Source organism: Thermomonas sp. (assembly GCF_025993755.1).
In the GTDB taxonomy this organism is placed as follows: domain Bacteria; phylum Pseudomonadota; class Gammaproteobacteria; order Xanthomonadales; family Xanthomonadaceae; genus Thermomonas.
Window position 1 is genome coordinate 1 of record NZ_JAMQHN010000140.1, and the last position, 4906, is coordinate 4906.

Below are 4906 nucleotides of genomic sequence, written 5' to 3' on the forward strand. Positions count from 1 at the left end.
ACCTTCGCCTGGCGCGGGCGGCACCGATCCGACTCTGCTGGCGCGCTACCGCGACGCCCTGCAGCGCGCGATCGCGCGCCAGTGGACGCGCCCGGATTCCGTGCCGCTGGGCCAGCGCTGCCGGATTTCGATCCGCCAGCTGCCCGGTGGCGACGTGATCAGCGTCGAGGTCGATCCGTCCTGTCCCTACGATGCACAAGGGCAACGCTCGGTCGAAACCGCCGTGCTCAAGGCCGCGCCGCTGCCTTATGCCGGCTTCGAAACGGTCTTCAACCGCAACCTGGAACTCAATTTCGAGGCGGCCGACCGTTGAGCAGGCCGTCGGGCAGCTTGGGCCATCCAGTCCGCTGCCGTTCATCCTGCTGCGGTGAAATCGGCGAACCTGTCTCATCAGGTGGTTCGTTCATCGGGTGGTCTGGCGCGTGTTCATGAAATCGGTTGTCTGCGGCCTGCTCGCCGCGCTGTTGCTTCCGCTGGGCGCCGCGCAGGCGCAATCGCGCAGCGGCCTGGAGATCGACATCGTCGGCGGCAACGCCGCAGCGCTGCCGATCGCGGTGGTTCCCTTCGGCGGCGACTGCGGCCAGACCGATGTCAGCGGCGTGGTAAGCGCCGATCTCAACCGCTCCGGCCAGTTCCGCACGCTCGATGTCAGCGGCCTGCCCGAACGACCGACCACCGGCAGCGAGGTGTCGTATCCGACCTGGCGGATGCTGCGCCAGGACTACCTGCTGATCGGTCGCTGCGTGCCGGCGTTGGGCAGCTACCGCACCGAATACGAACTGTTCGACGTCGCCCGCCAGCAGCGCCTGCTCGGGATCGCGCTGACCGCCGCGCCCGCCTCGATGCGCGACGTGGCGCACCAGATCAGCGACGCCGTCTACGAGAAGATCCTCGGCGTGCGCGGCGCGTTCTGGACGCGGATCGCCTATGTCTCCGCCAGCGGCCTCGGGCGCGATACCCGCTATGCCCTGATCGTGGCCGATGCCGACGGCTACAACCCGCATACCGTCGTGACATCCAACGAGCCGCTGCTGTCGCCGTCGTGGAGCCCGGACGGGCGCAGGTTGGCCTACGTCAGCTTCGAGGGCGGCAATTCCGGGATCTGGATCCAGGACGTGGCCTCGGCCGCGCGCGAGAAGATCACCAGCTTCCGCGGTATCAACGGCGCGCCGAGCTTTTCGCCGGACGGCAGCAGGCTGGCCATGAGCCTGTCCAAGGGCGGCAACCCCGACATCTACGTGATGGACCTGGGTAGCCGCCACCTCACCCAGATCACCAACCAGCTCGGGATCGACACCGAACCGACCTGGAGCGCGGACGGCAGCAGCCTGTATTTCACCTCCGACCGCGGTGGGCGCCCGCAGGTGTATCAGGTGTCGTCCAGCGGTGGCGCCGCCACCCGGGTCACCTTCGACGGCAGCTACAACGCCAGTCCGAGCGTGTCGTTCGATGGCAAGAAGATCGCGACCGCCCAAGGCGCCGGCAACGTCTACCGGATCGCGATGATGGACCGCAGCACCGGCAGCCCGCGCTGGAGCATGCTCTCGCCGGGTTCGCTGGACGAATCACCAAGCTTTGCCCCCAACGGCGCGATGCTGGTCTATGCCGCCCGCGAGGGGCGCAGCGGCGTTCTTTACGTGGTGTCGGCCGACGGCCGCGTGCGCCAGCGGCTGGAAACCCGCTCCGGCGGCGACGTGCGCGAGCCGGCGTGGTCGCCCTATCGCGCGAGGTGAAGACGCTGTTGTCGGGGCCGGTCGCACAATGGCCGGTGCGTTACGGAGTTTTCGTTCATTCCATCGAGTCCAGAAGGGGTTCATGCCATGCGTCGTTCCATCCACTCCACCGTCCGTATCCTGACGATTGCGGTCATCGCTTCCGCCGTGGCCGTGGGCTGCAGCAAGAAGGTCAAGGAGACTCCGCCCTCGCAGACGGACGTGGGCACCACGACGCCTGGACAAACTTATGGAACCCCGGTCGCCGGTGCCTACACTCCGGCCGACCTCGATACCGATCCCTGCCTGCGTACCCGGGTCGTCTATTTCGATCTGGACCGCGATCTGGTCAAGCCGGAATTCCAGGCCATCGTGGCCTGCCATGCCAAGTACCTGCGTGATCGTCCGAGCGCCCGCCTGCGTCTGGAAGGCAACGCCGACGAGCGCGGCAGCCGCGAATACAACATGGGCCTGGGCGAGCGGCGCGGCAACTCGGTGTCCAATGCGTTGCAGGCCAACGGCGGCAGTTCGGCCCAGCTGACCGTGATCAGCTATGGCGAAGAGCGCCCGGTCTGCACCGATTCCAACGAAAGCTGCTGGTCGCAGAACCGCCGCGTCGAATTGATCTACACCGACAAGTGAGAGTCGCAAGCCTGACCCTGCTGGTGGCGGTGCTGATGGCATCGCCGCTGGTGCATGCACAGCGCGCCAGCCTCGCCGACCGCGTGGCCGCGCTGGAGGCGCGCGCGGCCGGCGACCAGAACCCGACTGAATTGGTCAACCAGGTGACCCAGCTCAGCGCCGAAGTGCAGAGCCTGCGTGGCCAGATCGAAGAGCTGCAGCAGCAGCTTGAGCAGGCCAGACAGAGCCAGCGCGCGCAGTATCTCGACTTGAGCGGTCGTCTGGATCGGCTGGAGGGCAGTGGCGGCGGCGCCGCTGCAAACACGGCTCCGTCGAACCCCGCCCCGGACGGTGCGCGCGATGACTCGCCTGCGCCCGCCCCCGCGACACGGCCCGCCGCGCCCGTGGCCGCGGCCCAGGGCGAGCAGGGCGCCTACGACAACGCATTCGACGCGCTCAAGACCGGCGACTACGCCGAGGCCGCCCGCCGCCTGCGCGACTTCCTCGCCGCCTACCCGGACGGCGCGCTCGCGCCCAATGCGATCTACTGGCTGGGCGAAAGCTATTACGTCACCCAGAACTACCAGCTCGCCAGCGCCCAGTTCCGTGCGCTGCTCGACCGCTATCCGAACCACGACAAGGCACCCGGCGCTCTGCTCAAGCTCGGCCTGACCCAGTACGGCCTGCGCCAGTACGACGCGGCCGATGCCACCTTGCGTGCGGTGATGCGCCGCTATCCCGGCACCGACGTGGCCCGGATTGCCGACGACCGCCTGCGGGCGATGCAGCTGGCCGGCAATCGCTGACGCAACGCGGATCGAATCGGCGTTGCATTAAAATGAACCGATGAACGCAGGCGCCGAGGCGGCCTCCGCGCTGGCGACCGCGTCGGCCGGGCGGCTCAAGCTCACCGAAATCTTTCTTTCGCTGCAAGGCGAAGCCCGCGAGGCGGGTTGGCCGACCGTGTTCGTGCGCCTGACCGGCTGCCCCTTGCGCTGCCAGTATTGCGACACCACCTACGCCTTCCACGGCGGCCAGTGGTGGACCCAGGAAGCCATCCTCGACAAGGTTGCCGCCTTCGGCGCGCGCCACGTCTGCGTGACGGGCGGCGAGCCGCTGGCGCAGAAGGAGTGCATTCCGCTGTTGGCGCGGCTCTGCGATGCCGGCCATGCGGTTTCGCTGGAAACCTCGGGCGCGCTGGACATCGCCGCCGTCGATCCGCGCGTCTCGCGCGTGCTGGACATCAAGACCCCGGGTTCCGGCGAGGTGGTGCGCAACCTGTGGAGCAACCTCGACCACCTGACCGCGCACGACCAGATCAAGTTCGTGATCTGCTCCCGCGAGGATTTCGACTGGGCCAGGGGTGTGCTGGAAAAACACCGCCTCGATGCCATCTGCGACGTGTTTTTCTCGCCCAGCTTCGGGAAGGTGCAAGCGCGCGAACTGGCCGAATGGATCCTCGCCGAACGCCTGCCGGTGCGATTCCAGATGCAGCTTCACAAGATCCTGTGGGGCGACGAGCCGGGCCGCTGAGCTCGCGGACAGGAAACATGAGTGCCGATTTCGACAACACCGCTGCCGGCAAACCCGCCGTCGCCCTCGTCTCCGGCGGCATGGATTCGGCCGTCGTGCTGGCCATCGCGCGCGAGCAGGGGCACCTCGTCCATGCCCTGAGCGTGCGCTACGGCCAGCGGCACACCTCCGAACTGGACGCCGCCGCGCGCGTCGCCCGGATGCTGGGCGCAAGCCAGCACAAGACCGTGAACGTGGACCTGCGCAGCTTCGGCGGATCGGCGCTGACCGCGGACATCGCCGTGCCCACCGACGCCGACGGCCATGCCATCGGCGCGGTCATCCCTTCCACCTACGTTCCGGCGCGCAACACCATCATGCTGTCGCTGGCCTTGGGCTGGGCCGAGGTGCTGAGCGCCACCGACCTGTACTGCGGCGTCAATGCGGTGGATTACTCCGGCTATCCGGACTGCCGCCCCGAGTTCATCGACGCCTTCGAGGCGCTGGCGAACGTGGCGACCAAGGCCGGCGTGGAAGGCAGCCGCTTCCGCGTCCACGCGCCGCTGCTGCGCATGAGCAAGGCCGACATCGTCCGCGAGGGCCTGCGCCTGGGCGTGGATTTTTCGCAGACGGTGAGTTGCTACCAGGCCGATGCCGAAGGACGCGCCTGCGGCCATTGCGATGCCTGCCGACTGCGCGCGCAGGGCTTCAATGACGCCGGCGTGCGCGACCCCACGCGCTACGCGGCCAGCGCCATCGGTTAAACTGCGCGCCCCGGCGCAATGCCGTGCGTTTCCGCAACGGGTTGGTAGCTCAGTCGGTAGAGCATCGGACTTTTAATCCGCTGGTCCTGGGTTCGATTCCCAGCCAACCCACCATTCGCGCAGCAGAAGCCAGGCTCACGCGCGGCTTGCCACCGCATCGGCCGCCAGCGTGACCAGCTGCGCGGAAACCTGATCGAACGGTGTGATGCTGCGCTGCGCCCGGCACAGCACGATGACGCCTTCCATGCTGGCGATGACGAGCGTGGCCAGTTGCGCGGCGCGGTCCTGTGCACAGCC

At 67.9% G+C, this 4906-nt stretch carries 6 protein-coding genes and 1 tRNA gene; all 7 read left to right on the forward strand.

Annotated features, from left to right (window positions below; genetic code table 11):
• On the forward strand, positions 1-313 hold a 313-nt coding region (locus Q0X16_RS10170), incomplete at its 5' end, for a cell envelope integrity protein TolA (RefSeq protein ID WP_297833769.1).
• Between the two features lie 115 nt (positions 314-428).
• Positions 429-1733, forward strand: a complete 1305-nt coding sequence (gene tolB, locus Q0X16_RS10175) for a Tol-Pal system beta propeller repeat protein TolB (protein ID WP_297833772.1) — start codon at positions 429-431, stop codon at positions 1731-1733.
• Between the two features lie 99 nt (positions 1734-1832).
• Entirely contained in the window at positions 1833-2354 is a 522-nt protein-coding gene (gene pal, locus Q0X16_RS10180) for a peptidoglycan-associated lipoprotein Pal (protein ID WP_297833779.1), read from the forward strand.
• Positions 2355-2389: 35 nt separating this feature from the next.
• Positions 2390-3139 (forward strand): tol-pal system protein YbgF, encoded by a 750-nt coding sequence (gene ybgF, locus Q0X16_RS10185; RefSeq protein WP_297833782.1) that lies wholly within the window; start codon positions 2390-2392, stop codon positions 3137-3139.
• A gap of 40 nt (positions 3140-3179) precedes the next feature.
• Positions 3180-3866: a 7-carboxy-7-deazaguanine synthase QueE gene (queE, locus tag Q0X16_RS10190; RefSeq protein WP_297833775.1), complete on the forward strand. Its 687-nt coding sequence runs from the start codon at positions 3180-3182 to the stop codon at positions 3864-3866.
• A 17-nt stretch (positions 3867-3883) separates the two neighbouring features.
• A complete protein-coding gene (gene queC / locus Q0X16_RS10195) occupies positions 3884-4609 on the forward strand; it encodes a 7-cyano-7-deazaguanine synthase QueC (RefSeq protein WP_297833777.1) in 726 nt (241 codons plus the stop codon).
• Between the two features lie 38 nt (positions 4610-4647).
• A tRNA-Lys gene (locus Q0X16_RS10200) sits at positions 4648-4723 on the forward strand.
• Positions 4724-4906: the final 183 nt, after the last annotated feature.